At 63.6% G+C, this 14,535-nt stretch carries 14 protein-coding genes; 12 read left to right on the plus strand and 2 right to left on the minus strand.

Annotated elements, in window-relative coordinates; genetic code table 11:
• The first annotated feature begins 56 nt into the window (after positions 1-56).
• The 6 genes from mltB to lipA all read left to right on the plus strand — a co-directional run bounded on the left by mltB (position 57) and on the right by lipA (position 5,692).
• Positions 57-1,100, plus strand: coding sequence for a lytic murein transglycosylase B (gene mltB, locus R2R70_RS00965; protein ID WP_410976987.1), 1,044 nt, complete (start codon positions 57-59; stop codon positions 1,098-1,100).
• The gene (locus R2R70_RS00970) at positions 1,097-2,128 is read left to right on the plus strand and encodes a septal ring lytic transglycosylase RlpA family protein (protein ID WP_192838405.1); all 1,032 of its coding nucleotides are present in this window, start codon (positions 1,097-1,099) and stop codon (positions 2,126-2,128) included. The genes mltB and R2R70_RS00970 overlap by 4 nt, the downstream gene beginning before the upstream one ends.
• Before the next feature lie 102 nt (positions 2,129-2,230).
• Positions 2,231-3,433, plus strand: coding sequence for a D-alanyl-D-alanine carboxypeptidase family protein (locus R2R70_RS00975; RefSeq protein WP_054555032.1), 1,203 nt, complete (start codon positions 2,231-2,233; stop codon positions 3,431-3,433).
• A gap of 196 nt (positions 3,434-3,629) precedes the next feature.
• Entirely contained in the window at positions 3,630-3,917 is a 288-nt protein-coding gene (locus R2R70_RS00980; protein WP_043331948.1) for a YbeD family protein, read from the plus strand.
• A gap of 57 nt (positions 3,918-3,974) precedes the next feature.
• A complete protein-coding gene (lipB, locus tag R2R70_RS00985; protein WP_082388119.1) occupies positions 3,975-4,700 on the plus strand; it encodes a lipoyl(octanoyl) transferase LipB in 726 nt (241 codons plus the stop codon).
• Complete coding sequence (gene lipA / locus R2R70_RS00990; protein ID WP_410976988.1) at positions 4,700-5,692, plus strand: lipoyl synthase; 993 nt, start codon at positions 4,700-4,702, stop codon at positions 5,690-5,692. Before lipB ends, lipA begins: the two co-directional genes overlap by 1 nt.
• Positions 5,693-5,797: 105 nt before the next feature.
• Here the strand turns inward: lipA and R2R70_RS00995 are convergent, their stop codons facing one another.
• A complete protein-coding gene (locus R2R70_RS00995; RefSeq protein ID WP_043331946.1) occupies positions 5,798-6,787 on the minus strand; it encodes a LysR family transcriptional regulator in 990 nt (329 codons plus the stop codon).
• A gap of 193 nt (positions 6,788-6,980) precedes the next feature.
• Between R2R70_RS00995 and R2R70_RS01000 the strand changes: the two genes are divergently transcribed.
• The 6 genes from R2R70_RS01000 to R2R70_RS01025 all read left to right on the plus strand — a co-directional run bounded on the left by R2R70_RS01000 (position 6,981) and on the right by R2R70_RS01025 (position 13,692).
• On the plus strand, positions 6,981-8,396 hold the full coding sequence (locus R2R70_RS01000; RefSeq protein WP_043331944.1) for an acetyl-CoA carboxylase biotin carboxylase subunit: 1,416 nt from the start codon (positions 6,981-6,983) through the stop codon (positions 8,394-8,396).
• A gap of 83 nt (positions 8,397-8,479) precedes the next feature.
• Positions 8,480-10,312 carry a sodium-extruding oxaloacetate decarboxylase subunit alpha gene (gene oadA, locus R2R70_RS01005; protein WP_410976989.1) on the plus strand — a complete coding sequence of 611 codons (1,833 nt, stop codon included), beginning with the start codon at positions 8,480-8,482 and terminating at the stop codon, positions 10,310-10,312.
• Between the two features lie 118 nt (positions 10,313-10,430).
• On the plus strand, positions 10,431-10,982 hold the full coding sequence (gene gloA, locus R2R70_RS01010) for a lactoylglutathione lyase (RefSeq protein WP_410976990.1): 552 nt from the start codon (positions 10,431-10,433) through the stop codon (positions 10,980-10,982).
• 227 nt (positions 10,983-11,209) lie between these two features.
• Entirely contained in the window at positions 11,210-11,962 is a 753-nt protein-coding gene (locus R2R70_RS01015) for an SDR family oxidoreductase (RefSeq protein WP_410976991.1), read from the plus strand.
• Positions 11,963-12,057: 95 nt separating this feature from the next.
• Positions 12,058-12,765, plus strand: a complete 708-nt coding sequence (locus tag R2R70_RS01020) for a prephenate dehydratase domain-containing protein (protein WP_054555027.1) — start codon at positions 12,058-12,060, stop codon at positions 12,763-12,765.
• A gap of 63 nt (positions 12,766-12,828) precedes the next feature.
• Complete coding sequence (locus R2R70_RS01025) at positions 12,829-13,692, plus strand: isochorismatase family protein (RefSeq protein ID WP_107335352.1); 864 nt, start codon at positions 12,829-12,831, stop codon at positions 13,690-13,692.
• Between the two features lie 305 nt (positions 13,693-13,997).
• Here the strand turns inward: R2R70_RS01025 and R2R70_RS01030 are convergent, their stop codons facing one another.
• Positions 13,998-14,471: a methylglyoxal synthase gene (locus R2R70_RS01030; RefSeq protein WP_043331935.1), complete on the minus strand. Its 474-nt coding sequence runs from the start codon at positions 14,469-14,471 to the stop codon at positions 13,998-14,000.
• Between the last annotated feature and the right edge of the window lie 64 nt (positions 14,472-14,535).

A 14,535-nucleotide genomic window follows, 5' to 3' on the forward strand; every position in this document is an offset into this window, starting at 1 on the left:
CCGAGTGGCAAGGACATTCGCGAGCCCAAGCTCGCAGACAGGCAAGGAGAGAGTCGATGACGGTGATCAATGCGCGTGGGCGACGTCTGAAGCACTGGGGCGCAGCCCTGGTGATGGTGGCACCGCTGCTGGGAATGTCAGGCGTGGCCAAGGCGGCGCCTGATGGCTTCGCCCCGGCGACTCACCCGGAAACGGCCAAGCTGGTCGACGAGCTGGTGGCCAAGGGGCTGGATCGCGATCGCGTGACCGAGCTGATGAATCAGGCCGATTACAGCCAGAAGGTGCTGGATGCCATGTCGCGTCCGGCGGAAGGTCATCTGCGCTGGGACCAGTACCGCGCCATCTTCATGAAGCAATCACGCATCGAAGCTGGTGTGAAGTTCATCGCCGAGCATCGTGAGACCTTCGATCGCGCCCAGGCCGAGTATGGCGTGCCGCCGGAAGTCATCGCCGCCATCATCGGTGTCGAGACCTTCTTCGGCAAGCACACCGGCACTCACCGCGTGATCGATTCACTGTCCACGCTGGCCTTCGATCACCCGCGTCGCGGCAAGTTCTTCCGTGGCGAGCTGTCAGCCTTCCTGCAGCTGACGATTGAGCAGGGCATCGACCCGCTCTCCATCAAGGGCTCCTACGCCGGCGCGATGGGCTATCCGCAGTTCATCCCGACCAGCTATCAGGCCTATGCGGTCGATTTCGATGGCGATGGCGTGCGTGATCTGTGGCACAACCCGGTCGATGCCATCGGCAGCGTCGGCAACTACTTCGCGCGTCATGGCTGGAAGGCCGGTGCGCCGGTGGTCAGCGCCGCGGATGGTCCCGGGACGCCGCCGTCCTCCGTCACCTTCAACAAGACGAAAAAGCCGTACATGAGCGTTTCCGCGCTCAAGGCGGCCGGTGTCCAGGTGGCAGACGACGTGGCCGGCAATACCCAGGTGATTCCGTTGGCGCTGGACCTGAAGCAGGGCTATCGCTACGCCGTCGGCTTCGACAACTTCTACGTCATCACGCGCTATAACCACAGCCACATGTATGCGATGGCCGTGGATGAGCTCTCCCGGGCGATCAAGCGTCGTCTCGAGGACGGAGGTGCGGGATGAGCTGGTCACGCGCGCTACCGCTGACCCTCGCGCTTGCCCTGCTGGCCGGCTGTGCCAGCAGTGGGGGTGGCACCCAGGTCAGTGATGGTGCCTCGGCGAGCACCGGCAAGAAGGCCGGCAAGAATGGCCGCTACGAGATGGACAGTGATGCCTATCCCGATGATGCGCCGGATGTCTCGGCGGTGCCCGATGAGGTGCCACGTGTCGAACCCTATACCCGCAGCGGCAATCGCAGCGAGTACGAGGTATGGGGCAAGACCTATCGCGTGATGGATGATCCGCGCGGTTACGTGGCCGAGGGCACTGCTTCCTGGTACGGCAAGAAGTTTCATGGCTACGCCACCGCCAGTGGCGAGATCTATGACATGTACACCATGACGGCGGCCCACAAGTCGCTGCCATTGCCGACCTATGCGCGTGTCACCAATCTGGACAACGGCAAGCAGGTCATCGTCAAGGTCAACGACCGCGGCCCCTTCCATGAGGATCGCCTGATCGACCTGTCCTACAGCGCGGCGTGGCGCCTGGATATGCTGGGCCATGGCACCGGGCATGTGCGTGTCGAGACCCTCGACGCCACGACCTGGAAGCCGGGCCCGAGCCCGACCCAGGGCACGGCAGAGTCCGAGCGTCTGCTGGCGCGCAGCCAGGCGGTACGCCGCGAGCAGGGCATTGCCGGCCTTGACGCGATGCAGGCAACCGGTGGTTCCGTGGCCTCGAGCGCTTCCGGCGCGAGCGTTGCCGCCAAGCCCGTGGTAGCCTCTGCTGCGCCGAGCAGCACGTCCTCCGTGGCGAACGGGGAAGCCACCTTCCTGCAGGTCGCGGCGGTCAGTGATCTGAGCAAGGCCGACAGCATTCGTGCCAGTGTCAGCTCCCGTCTGGGACGACCGACTCGTGTGCTGGGCAGCGGCGACCTCTACAAGGTTCAGGTCGGCCCGCTGGAAGACAATGTCCGTATTGAATCGCTCAAGTCGGCGCTGGCCGATGCTGGCTATGCCGGGGCCTTCAGCGTCACGGCAGAGCGATAAGGGCCGCAGGCCCGTTTTCATCCATCATGCGCTTCGTGAAGAGGCGCAACCTGGCCGAGGCGCAAGCCTCGGCTTATGCATGAGTGTCAAAGAGATTCCAACATGTCCCTGAAAGCCCGACTTCTTCCTCTTCGGCGTCGATTCTCCGCGCTGATGGCGGCCAGCGGCATTGCGCTGTTCGCAGGCGTTGCCGCCACCCCGGCCCATGCCATCGAGACGGATACCCTGATTCCGGCGGCGCCGCAGCTGGCGGCTTCTTCCTGGATCCTGATGGACGCCAATTCCGGGCGCATCCTGGTCGAGCACAATGCCGACAAGCGCCTGCCGCCGGCCAGTCTGACCAAGATGATGACGGCCTACCTGGTCGAGAGCGAGATGGACGACGGCAAGCTGAGCCCGGACGAGAAGGTCCGCATCAGCGTCAATGCCTGGAAGACGGGTGGCTCGCGCATGTTCATCCGCGAAGGCACCAGCGTCACCGTCGATGACCTGCTGCACGGTGTCATCATCCAGTCCGGCAACGACGCCAGCGTCGCGCTGGCCGAGCGCATCGGCGGCAGCGAAGGTTCCTTCGCCGACCTGATGAACCAGCACGCCAAGCGTCTGGGCATGAAGAACACCCACTACATGAACGCCACCGGCCTGCCGCACGCGGAGCATTACTCCACGGCCCACGACCTGGCGATTCTGGCGCGTCGCATCATCAAGGACTACCCGGATCACTACGAGATCTACTCCCAGAAGTATTTCACCTGGAATGGCATCAAGCAGCCGAACCGCAACAAGCTGCTGTGGCGTGACAAGGATGTCGATGGCCTCAAGACCGGCCACACCGAAGAAGCCGGCTACTGCCTGGTGGCATCCGCCAAGAAGGAAGATACCCGCCTGATCAGTGTCGTGATGGGTACCAAGTCCGAAGAGGCGCGTGCGCAGGAATCCCAGAAGCTGTTGACCTACGGCTTCCGCTACTTCGAGAGCAAGAAGCTCTATGACAAGGGCGCGGTGCTCAACCAGGCGCGTGTCTGGGGTGGCGAGAAGGACCAGGTGCGTCTGGGCATGGCTCAGGATGTCTTCCTGACCGTGCCGAGTGGTCAGGCAGACAAGCTGACCGCGCGTCTTGATCTCAAGGACACCATCAAGGCCCCGGTTCAGGCCGGCGAGCAGTACGGTACCCTGCAGATCAAGCTGGACGACAAGGTGCTGGCCGAAGAGCCGCTGGTGGCACTGGAGCCGGTGGAGCAGGGCGGCCTGTTCAAGCGTCTGTGGGATGCCCTGATGCTGTTCTTCCACGGCCTGTTCAACTGAGTCAGTCGTCTGGCTGTGCGAAGTGACGCGGCCGATGACGTGATTCAGTGATGGCAGTGGGGCGCGCGTGCTGGCGGTGCCAGGCGCGCGCTCCTGAATATCGCGGTCGTGTACTCAACAAAGGGCGATCCGGCTGACGGATCGCCCTTTGTTGAGTAGAATGGTCGGAAATAGAGTTACCTGAAGGGCTATCCCCATGGCCAAGACGCCAGCAGCTGGTGGGCAGACGCCCCCGAAGATTGAATTCCCGTGTGATTTCTCCCTCAAGATCGTCGGCACCGCCGCAGAAGATCTCGTCGAAGTGGTCTGCAATATCCTGGAAGTGCATGCGCCGGGCTTCGATGCGACGGCCATCACCTGGCAGGACAGCAAGAACGGCAACTACCGCAGCATCCGTGTGGTGATCCGTGCCACCGGTACCGATCAGCTGGATGCGCTGCACCGTGACCTCAAGGCCACCGGTCGCATCCACATGGTGCTGTGATCCAGGCATGAAACGCTGGATTTCCTTGTCTTGCGCCTTGATGACAGGAGCGCATGCATGAACACGATTCACGTCTACCACCTCGGCCTCAAGGCCTATGATGAGGTGTGGTCGGCCATGCGCCACTTCACCGATACGCGTGCGGCCGATGCGCCGGACGAGCTGTGGGTGGTGGAGCACCCGCCGGTCTTTACCCAGGGCCAGGCGGGCAAGCCGGAGCATCTGTTGATGCCGGGCGACATTCCGGTGGTGCAGACCGACCGTGGCGGCCAGGTGACCTATCATGGGCCCGGCCAGCTGGTGCTCTACCCGCTGCTCAACGTCAAGCGGGGCGGCATCGGCGTTCGCCAGCTGGTGACGGCGCTGGAAGAGACGGTGGTGGCGGCGATGGCCGAGCATGGCATCGAGGCCTATCCGCGTCCGGACGCGCCTGGCGTCTATGTGAAGAAGTCGGCGCAGCGTGGCGATGACCCGCGTCGTTCGATGGAAGAGGCCAAGATCGCCTCGCTGGGACTGCGCATCCGGCGTGGTTGCAGTTTCCATGGCGTGGCGATCAATCTGGACATGGACCTCGCGCCCTTCGGGCGCATCAATCCCTGCGGCTATGCCGGCATGGCGATGACCCAGCTGCGCGATCTCGTTCGCGCACCGGTGGATCTTGCCAGCGAGCGTGACCGCCTGGTGCGTTGTCTGGGCGCAAGCCTGGGCGATGTGACCCTGACTCCGGTGAGCGGCCTGCCCGCGGCACTGGCTGACATTTCTCGAACAGCAGGACAGAACTGATGACCGAGACCATCGCTACCACGAAGCCCGCTCCCTCCGATGCTCCTGCCCGCAAGGAGCGTGGCGTGAAGCTGCGCGGCGCCGAGAAGGTTGCCCGCATTCCGGTCAAGGTGATTCCCACCGAGACCTTGCCCAAGAAGCCGGACTGGCTGCGTGTGCGCATGCCGGCCTCGCCGGAAGTCACGCGCATCAAGCAGACGCTGCGCAAGCACGGCCTGCACACGGTCTGTGAAGAAGCCTCCTGCCCGAACCTGGGCGAGTGCTTCAGCGGCGGCACCGCGACCTTCATGATCATGGGTGACATCTGCACCCGTCGTTGCCCGTTCTGCGACGTGGCGCACGGTCGCCCCAACGCACTGAACGCCGATGAGCCGCGCGAGCTGGCCGAGGCCATCGCCGAGATGCGCCTGAATTACGTCGTCGTGACCTCCGTCGATCGTGATGACCTGCGCGACGGTGGCTCCAACCACATCGCCGAGTGCATCCGCGAGATTCGCGAGAAGTGCGACGGCACCGAGATCGAAGTGCTGGTGCCGGACTTCCGTGGCCGCATGCAGGTCGCGCTGGACGTGCTCGAGCAGACGCCGCCGGACGTCTTCAACCACAACCTGGAAACCGTGCCGAGCCTTTACCGTCGCGTGCGTCCGGGTGCCGACTACCAGTGGTCACTTGATCTGCTCAAGGGCTACAAGGAGCGTCGTCCGGAAGTGAAGACCAAGTCCGGTCTGATGCTGGGTGTCGGCGAGACTGACGAGCAGGTGCTCGAAGTCATGCAGGACCTGCGCAACCACGGTGTCGACATGCTGACCCTGGGTCAGTACATGCAGCCGTCGCGCAACCACCTGCCCATCGACCGCTGGGTGCACCCGGACACCTTCGATTGGCTCGGCCAGAAGGCGCGCGAGATGGGCTTCTCGCATGTCGCCTCCGGCCCGCTGGTGCGCTCTTCCTACCACGCCGACAAGCAGGCGCACGGTGTGGAAGTGAAGTAAGCCGCACTGCTGACATGCCGTCAGTTGTCTGAACGAAAAAAACCGCCATGGAGCTCGTCTCCATGGCGGTTTTTTCATGTAGCTTGCGCCATCAGGACGCTATGTTCATTGCTCGGTCGCCAGCGGCAGGCAGGCCACGCTGTGCCCGGGGATGGGCTCCATCGGCGCGCTGAAGTGAGCATTGAGCTCCGGCAGCAACTCGCGCACGAAGCGCAGGAACAGCTCGGTGACCGGCGTGGGGTAGCGGTCCTTGGGGTAGACGGTGCACCAGCTGCGTCTGAGCGGGAAGCCCGGCAGCGAGGGCGAGGCCAGCAGGCCTGAGGCTAGCTCGAGCTGAACCGACAGTCGCGGCAGGATCGCCACGCCCAGGTGTGCCATCACGCCTTGCTTGATGGCCTCATTGGAGCCCAACTCCAGCGTATGGCGCAGCGAGACGCGCTCGCGTGCGGCGAACTCCTCGAAGGCGGTACGCGTGCCGGAACCGGGTTCACGCATCAGCATGTAGTACTGCGCGAGGTCTTCCAGGGTGATGCCCTTGACCTCCAGCAGCGGATGACCGGGCCAGACGACGGGGATCAGCTCGTTGTCGAGAATCGGCATGAAGGCCAGATTGGCATCATCCGGCACCATGCCCATGATCACCAGGTCATCGCGCCGCTCGGCGAGACGCTCGAGCGCCTGACCGCGATTGCAGACGCGCAGGCGTACCGATACTTCCGGATACCGCGCTCGAAAGCGCGCCAGAATATGCGGCACCACGTACTGTGCGGTGGACACGGCGGCCAGATTGAGCTCACCGCGGATGGTGCCGGCGATCTCCGACAGCTCCATCTGCAGGCTCGAGACCTCGCCGAAGATCGACTGCACCGAGTTCGCCAGGGCGTCAGCCGCCGGCAGGATATGCAGCGTCTTGCCGGCATATTTGAACAGCGATTGCTCGAGTGCCTGCTCCAATTGACGAATCTGGGCACTGACGGCGGGTTGCGTCAGGCCAAGTTGCTCGGCCGCACGGGAGTAGGACTGTTGGCGATGAACCGCTTGGAACACCTGTAACTGTCTGAAAGTTAAGCGATTCAACAAGTTTGGACGCGACATGACACACCCAGTCATAAGGTTTTACTTATAGATTGGCAAAAAAATATCAACTTTTCTATTGGTCTCTCGCTGGGTAGCGTGGAACGCATGCTACCTCGTGTCTGTCAGCGCCGTTGTCGCGTCTGGCGGTCAATGACAAGCGCACGACCAGAGCACCACAACAAGATCACGCGTCACGTCCGGGAGAGTCACCATGTTTCGCAAGTTGCTGATTGCCAACCGAGGGGAAATCGCAGTGCGCATTGTACGCGCCTGTGCCGAGATGGACATCCGCTCAGTCGCTGTCTACACCGAACCTGATCGTTTCTCCTTGCACGTCAAACGCGCCGATGAAGCGCATTTCATCGGCGAAGACCCGCTGGCCGGCTATCTGGATGCCCGCCGCCTGGTCGATCTCGCGCGCGAGACCGGCTGTGACGCCATCCATCCGGGCTACGGATTCCTGTCGGAGAACGCCGAATTCGCGGCCATCTGTGAAGCGGCGGGTATCGCCTTCGTGGGGCCGGCCAGCAGTGTCATCGCCCGCATGGGTGACAAGACCCAGGCCCGTGATGCCATGAAGGCGGCCGGCGTGCCGGTGACGCCTGGCTCGGCCGGCAATCTGGCCGATGTCGAGGAGGCGCTGAGTGTCGCCGAGCAGGTCGGCTACCCCGTCATGCTCAAGGCTACCTCAGGCGGTGGGGGGCGCGGTATCCGGCGTTGTGATGATGCTCATCAGCTCGAGCAGGCCTGGGGGCGCGTGATCTCGGAAGCCACCAAGGCCTTCGGCAGCGCCGATGTGTTCCTCGAGCGTTGCGTGGTCGACCCGCTGCATATCGAGGTGCAGATCCTCGCTGACAATCACGACAACGTGATTCATCTGTTCGAGCGTGACTGCTCCATCCAGCGTCGCAACCAGAAGCTGATCGAGATCGCCCCCAGTCCGCAACTGACACCGGAGCAGCGCTCCTACGTCGGTGAGATGGCGGTACGTGCCGCCCGCGCCGTCGGTTATCGCAACGCCGGTACCGTGGAGTTTCTGGTCAAGGGCAACGAGATCTACTTCATGGAGATGAACACTCGCGTGCAGGTGGAACACACCATCAGCGAGGCCATCACCGGCGTGGACATCGTGCGCGAGCAGATCCGCATCGCCTGGGGCCACAAGCTGGCCTTCCGTCAGGAAGACATTCGCCATCACGGCTATGCGATCCAGTTCCGCATCAACGCCGAGGACCCCAAGAACGACTTCCTGCCAAGCTTCGGGCGCATCACGCGCTACTACGCGCCGGGCGGGCCTGGCGTGCGTACCGATACCGCGATCTATACCGGCTACACCATCCCACCGTATTTCGATTCCATGTGTCTGAAGCTCATCGTGTGGGGGCTGACCTGGGAAGAGGTCATCAATCGTGGTTCACGTGCCCTCAATGACATGCGTCTGCAGGGCGTCAAGACCACGGCGCCTTACTATCAGGAAATCCTCAAGCACCCTGATTTCCGCAACGCACACTTCGATACCGGCTTCGTGGCCGCCCACCCGGAATTGACCCAGTACTCGGTCAAGCGCCTGCCGGAACAGACGGCGCTGGCGATCGCGGCGGCCATCGCGGCCCACGCCGGTCTCTGATGCGCACCTGATGCCCCTGATGTCGTGAATCTTCCCTGAGCTTCCCCCGGTTCACGTAGCCAACAATTAGAAGGACCCCAGACATGACAGCTGCAACTCCCAACACCCCCGCCGTCGATCACGCCGAGCGCGTCAAGGTCACCGAAGTCGTGCTGCGCGATGGCCACCAGTCATTGATCGCGACCCGCATGCGCACCGAGGACATGCTGCCGATTGCCGCGCGCCTCGATCAGGCCGGTTTCTACAGTCTCGAAGTGTGGGGCGGCGCGACCTTCGATGCCTGCGTGCGTTTTTTGAAGGAAGACCCCTGGGCGCGTCTGAAGGCGCTCAAGGAAGCCATGCCCAATACCCCGCTGCAGATGCTGCTGCGCGGCCAGAACCTGCTCGGCTATCGTCACTACGCCGATGATGTGGTGGAGGCCTTCGTCGAGCGCGCCGCGGCAGGTGGCATCGATATCTTCCGTGTCTTCGATGCCTTGAATGACCTGCGCAACATGGAAACCGCCATGCGTGCGGTCAAGAAGGCCGGCAAGCACGCCCAGGGCTCCATCTGCTACACCGTAAGCCCGGTGCATACGCTGGAGATGTATGTCGAGCAGGCGCGCAAGCTGGTCGAGATGGGGGCCGATTCCATCGCCATCAAGGACATGGCCGGCCTGCTGACGCCATATGCCACCTACGACCTGGTCAGCGCGCTGGTCGAGGCGGTCGAGGTGCCGGTCCACCTGCACAGCCACGCCACGGCGGGCCTGGCGCCGCAATGCCAGATCAAGGCCGTCGAGGCGGGCTGTCGCCACATCGACACCTGCATCTCGGCCTTCGCCGGCGGCACCAGCCATCCGGCCACCGAATCCTTCGTGGCCTCGCTACGCGGCACTCAGTGGGATACCGGCCTTGAGCTGGAGTCGCTGCGCGAGATCGGCGATTACTTCCACGAGGTGCGCAGCAAGTATTCGGCCTTCGAGAGCGAATTCACCCGCGAGGATGTCTCGGTCCAGATCAGCCAGATTCCCGGCGGCATGATGTCCAACCTGGCCAGCCAGCTGAAGGAGCAGAATGCCCTGGAGCGCATCCGCGAGGTGTTCGATGAGATTCCGCGTGTGCGTGCCGATCTCGGCTACCCGCCGCTGGTCACCCCGACCTCGCAGATCGTCGGCACCCAGGCGGTTCTCAACGTGCTGACCGGCGAGCGCTACAAGAGCATCACCAACGAGGTGAAGCGCTACCTGCAGGGCGGCTATGGTCAGGCGCCGGCACAGGTCAATGAAGAGGTGCGCTCGCGTGCCATCGGCAACGCGCCGGTGGAAGTCGGGCGCCCGGCCGACCTGCTCGCGCCGGAGATGACGCGCCTCACCGAGGAGCTGGGCGAGCTGGCCGAGTCCCCCGAGGACGTGCTGACCTTCGCCATGTTCCCGGAGCTGGGACGTGACTTCCTCAATGAGCGCCGTGCCGGCACGCTCACACCGGAAATCATCCCCCAGGGCGAGGCGGAGCGTCCGGTGACCTCTGGCGTGCCGACCGAGTTCGTCATCGACGTGCACGGCGAGTCCTACGCGGTGCAGATCACCGGTGTCGGCGGCGCCAAGGGCAGCAAGCGTCACGTCTACCTGACCCTGGACGGCATGCCGGAAGAGGTGGTGTTCGAGGCCAAGGACGATTACGTGGGGGGCGGCCAGAGCGGCGGACGTGCCAGTGCCTCGGCGCCGGGCCATGTCACCACCGCGATGCCGGGCAACATCGTCGAGGTGCTGGTCGCGGTCGGTGACAGCGTCACCGCGGGCCAGTCGGTGCTGATCAGTGAGGCGATGAAGATGGAGACCGAGATCGCCGCGCGTGTCGACGGTACCGTCAAGGCCATTCATGTCGCGCGTGGCGATCGTGTCACGCCGGGGGAAGTGCTGATCGAGATCGCGTGATGCCAGCGGCGGCGAGGTTGCAAAATCTGGCCGCCGTCACCATCTGACAGCTATACGATCACCAGGGGCGGCCGGGCATCTTCGAGGCTCTGCCGTCCTTTCCTGTGGAAGGACCAACATGGCAACACATTTCGAGCAGGTTCCCGGCCTGAGTGAGCAGATTGACCCGGCCACCCGTGGTTACGTCTTCAACCAGACCATGCTGCGCATCAAGGACCCCGAGCGCAGCCTGGATTTCTACACCCGCGTGCTGGGCATGCGTCTGGTGCGCAAGCTCGACTTCCCGGAAATGCAGTTCAGCCTCTATTTCCTCGCCTATCTGGATGACGACCAGGCCAGTGAAGTGCCCGGCGATGACCTGAAGCGCACCACCTACACCTTCGGGCGTGAGGCGATGCTGGAGCTGACCCATAACTGGGGCACCGAGAATGACCCGGACTTCGCCTACCATGACGGCAACGCCCAGCCGCAGGGCTTCGGCCATATCGGGGTCAGCGTGCCGGATGTCTACGCGGCTGCCGAGCGTTTCGAGTCGCTGGGCGTCGAGTTCGTCAAGCGCCCCGACGATGGCAAGATGAAGGGTCTGGCCTTCGTGAAGGACCCCGATGGCTACTGGATCGAGATCCTGCGCGCCGATACCTTCGAGCGTCAGGCCAGCGGCGAAGCCTGAGGCAGGCCGCCGCTGTAGACAACCGCCACCACCGGCATGCCCGGGGTGGCGGTTTTTCGTTTATGCGAAACTCCGCGTTGCAGGGGTGTCAGCGGCATTCGCTTGCTGCAATGATGATGTCTGACTGACACTCGCAAGGCGCTCATTATAGATGGCCCTTGAGATCGATCGCCCTCGAGAGGGACGGCCCTTGAGATCGATCGCCCATGACGAAAGAGGAGACAGCTATGTCGGAGAATGCACAGCGGTTGAGCGGCAAGGTGGCGGTAGTCAGTGGGGCTTCACGCGGGATCGGCGCCGGGATCGCGCAGCGCCTGGCGGCGGACGGCGCTCACGTCGTCGTCAACTATCGCAGCGACAGTGATGGTGCCTTGCAGGTCGTGACGGATATCGAGTCGCGGGGCGGCAAGGCGATCGCCGTACAGGCCGATGTCGGTATCAGCAGCGACGCGGCACAATTGTTCACCGAAGCCCAGCGCGTTTACGGCGGCGTGGATATCCTGGTCAACAATGCCGGCATGAGCATCTACAAGCCCATCGCCGATTTCACGGATGACGACTTCGCCAAGCTGATGCAGGCCAATCTAACCGGCTCCTTCAATCTGATGCGTGAGGCGGCGCGGCATCTGCGTGATGGCGGACGCGTGATCAACATGTCCACCTCAGTGACGCGGCAGATGTTCGCGACCTATGGGCCCTATGCGGCTTCCAAGGCCGCAGTGGACCAGCTGACGCGGGTGCTGGCCAAGGAAGTCGGCGAGCGAGGCATCACGGTCAACGCCGTGGCGCCGGGCCCGACGGACACCGGGCTGTTTCGTCATGGCAAGAGTGAAGAGACCATCGAGCGCCTCAAGGGCATGGCGGCGCTGGGGCGCATTGCGGACCCGCAGGATGTCGCAGCCGTCGTGGCCTGGCTTGCCAGCGAAGATGCCGGCTGGGTGAGTGGCCAGGTCATCGGTGCCAATGGCGGCTTTGCCTGAGGTCGCCGAGGTGGGTTTTGCCTAACACCGCCCATGTTTGCGGCTATGCTGTTGTCAGGATGAGGTTTGTTCAGACATTGGCATGAGGGGCTGGTATGAAGGTGACAGCTAGCGAAGTCCATGGCGATATCTCGCCGCAGGGCGTGATCCCGGCTCCCGATGGTTTGCGCGTGGGCTATCCCGGGCACCTTGGGGGTTACTCGCGCGAGTGCGCGCTCAAGCTCTATGCCAACGACGCCCAGCTCAAGGCTTACGCAGGCATCGATGAGGTCATCAGGGCGCTGGCGGAAGGCGAGATCGATACCGCCGTGGTGCCCTGGTCGCGTGGGCATCAGCGTCCGGTGCGCACCACGCATCAGGCGCTGGCCTTCTGGACGGGCATCTGCGTCGAGCGGCGCGTCTTCCGTGCCATCAGTCTCAGTCTGCTGGGGCCGCCCGGGGCTTCGCCGTCGGCGGTGAGGCGTATCGTGGCACGCGAGGCCCTGTTCGAAGAGTGCGATGCCTGGCTGCAGCAGAACCTGCCGGAGGTCGAGCGGGTGGAGTGTCTGCACATGGCGGATGCGCTGGACATGGCAGAAAGTCGCAGCGATACGCTGGCCATCGCGCCGCCATCACTGGCGCGTCGCCCGGGGCTTGTGTGCCTCGCGCAGCGCATCGAGGATGACCCTGGCCGTGTGGCGCAATTCGCGGTACTGAGGCGTGATCACGCGCGGGTGCGCGGCCAGTGCTTTTCCTGTGATGCCACGGTGGATGAAGGGCAGGGTAACGCCGTGCTGTCCGGTGCCAGCGAGCCCACCGGGTGAGGGTCGCCGCTCGGCCCTGAGTTCCGTTATGCTGAAGGCCATTCGTCATCAGAGGCCTTTTGCATGGTGTCTTCCGACCAGCGCTCATCCGCACCCTCCGTATCCTCCGCATCCTCTACACCAGAGACGCAGGACGCCGCGACTTCATCCGATGTCGCGGCGTCCTGCGTGGTGCAACGCATTCCTGCCACTCCCGCCGAGTGGAAGACCCCCGGCGAGCTTGATGCCCGCCTGCCGGTGCGGCCGGCCGTGGTGCCGGTTTCGCTGCCGACGGCCGGGCTGATCATCGTCGATGAGATCAACGGCTTCTGTCAGGTCGCAGGCGGTGCGCTGGCGCCTCAGGCGCCCAGCGCCCAGGTCAGCAGGATGATTGCCCTCAGTGATGCTCTGGCGCGGACCTTCAGTGAGCGCAATCGCCCCTTGCTGGCCTTCATTGATTCTCATGCGCCGGGCAAGCCGGAGCCGCCTTATCCCGCCCATTGTGAGCAGGGCAGCGGCGAGGATGAGCTGGTGGCGGAACTTGCCTGGCTGGAAGAGGAGCCGCAGGCCACGCTGGTGCGCAAGGACTGCATCAATGGCTATGTCGGCGCGATTGATCCCCATACCCAGGTCAATGCGCTGCAGGAGTGGGTGAGCGACGAAGGGCTGGAAACCCTGGTCGTGGTAGGCATCTGTACCGATATCTGCGTGATGGACCTGGTATTGACGTTGCTGTCGGCGCGCAATCACGGCCTGCTGGGCAAGGTGCGTGACATCGTGGTGCTGGAGCCCGCCTGTGCCACCTACGATCTGCCGGCCGAAGTGGTCGCGCAGCTGGGGCTCCCCGATACGGCGACGCATCCCCAGGCAGACAGTCATCACATCGGACTTTACTGCATGGCGGCGCGTGGTGCGGTGATCGCCAGTCAGCTTGAGCTGACTTCTTGAGCAGATGTCGTGAGCTGCTGTCATGGATTGAGCTGCGTCTCTCGCATACCGTCGCCGTATAGCGGGATAGCGGGATAGCGGGATAGCGGGATAGCGGGATAGCGGGATAGCGGGATAGCGGGATAGCGGGAAAGTGGAGAGAGGAAGAGCTGGGAAGGAGGCAGGAAGGCAGAAATTTCGTCAGATGCCGCGCAGGCAATACTGCCCGTCTGCGCAAAAGGTAGTTTGATTACAACATCTGGCCATGAAAACGCCGCCTCTCTTGCGAGCAGGCGGCGTTTTCATGGAGCGACAGCCAGCGTCATTCAGGCGCGGGTGCTGACCCAGTCGTTGGCGTCCGGCACGGCCACTTCGACTTCCTCGGAGATCAACTTCGAGTGGAAGAGGAAGTCCGCGCTGGCCGCATTGCTGGCGACCGGCACGTTCCACAATGCCGCCAGGCGCAGCAGCGCCTTGACGTCAGGATCATGCGGCATCGGCGCGAACGGGTCCCACAGGAAGACCAGCAGGTCCAGATTGCCTTCGGCGATGCGCGCGCCGATCTGCTGATCACCGCCCAGCGGGCCGCTCAGCAGGCTCTCGACCTCGAGGCCCAGCTCCTTGCTGATGCGGCGGGCTGTGGTGCCCGTGCCCAGCAGCTGGTGGCGGGACAGCTCATCGCGCCAGCGATTGGCCCACGCCAGCATTTCATCCTTCTTGCCATCGTGCGCCACCAGCGCAATGCGCTTGCGTGCTGGCAGGGTGCGCCGTGCCTGGCGCTTGGGTCGTTGTTCGCTCATTCCCTGACCTCCTGAGGATGGGGCAATGTCGCTGGCCTCCCGCCTCGAAAGGCCCGGGGCGGGA

It is taken from the genome of Cobetia sp. SIMBA_158 (assembly GCF_046566945.1).
GTDB classification, from domain to species: domain Bacteria; phylum Pseudomonadota; class Gammaproteobacteria; order Pseudomonadales; family Halomonadaceae; genus Cobetia; species Cobetia amphilecti.